Here is a 1,044-nt window from a genome sequence, read left to right as displayed (position 1 = left end):
GGTAAAAGAGACTTGTGCCGCCCTTCGCACTGAGTGCTGTACTATCTATCTCGCCAACGAAGAAATGCAGCGCCTTGAGTTAATGGCAACTCAAGGCCTTATTTTTGAAGGCGATAGCATCCACATTAATTTCAATGAAGGTTTAGTTGGTCTCGTTAAACGCAGCGCAGAACCTCTTAACCTCGCAGAAGCCTCAAAACACCCTGAATTTAAATTCTTCCCGCAGCTTGGTGAACAGGTTTATCACTCTTTCCTCGCCACTCCAATCATCCATCGCAAACAAGTATTAGGTGTATTAGTCATTCAGCAAAAGACGCCACGATTGTTTAGTGAGATGGAAGAATCTTTCTTAGTGACCTTATCTGCACAGTTAGCCGTGATCATCGCTCACGCGCAAAGTTTAGGTCATTGGCAATTAGCCTCAAAACCGACGGTTCTTAAAGGCTTGCCTGCATCAACAGGTGTCGCCATCGGAGAGTTTTGGTTTGACAACACGCAGCCGAGTTTGTCGGACGTATTCCCGTCTTCTACGCTGGATAAAGAGCGAGAGCAAGAGCTGCTGCTGGTAGCGATTGAGCGTGCGCTGAATGATTTCCGCCGGATGCGGAAAAAGTTCGACAGCGAAATCAATAAAGATGCGTTAGCGATATTCGATTTGTTTACCCACTTGCTCAATGATCCAATGTTGCGCGGCGATCTTAAGAAACAGATTGAAAAAGGCGATCGAGCGGATTGGGCGCTGCGTCAGGTAGTCGAAACTTATTCAAACCGCTTTGCTCGTATGTCAGATGTCTATTTGCGTGAACGAGCACAAGATATCCGAGAGTTGGGGCAAAGGTTGCTGTATTTTCTGCACAACAGTGAGCAAGAGAATGCGGCCATCGATCGTCCTATCATCTTAGTGGCCAATGAGCTTACTGCGACTTTGTTAGCATCGGTGCCGAAAGAACATTTATTAGCGGTCGTTTCGCTTGAAGGGGGCGCAAACTCACACGCTGCAATTCTTTCGCGCGCACTGGGTGTGCCGGCCGTTATGGGCGCTAA

Annotated in this window: 1 protein-coding gene; it reads left to right on the top strand. The window is 47.7% G+C overall.

Features of this window, described 5'->3' with window-relative positions; translation table 11 throughout:
- Positions 1 to 1,044: phosphoenolpyruvate-utilizing N-terminal domain-containing protein (locus tag R7Q47_RS26470; protein WP_318090288.1), on the top strand; the 1,044-nt coding region annotated here is incomplete at both ends.

This window comes from Vibrio sp. Vb0349 (genome assembly GCF_033338975.1).
This window is presented reverse-complemented; position numbering and strand designations above follow the sequence as displayed.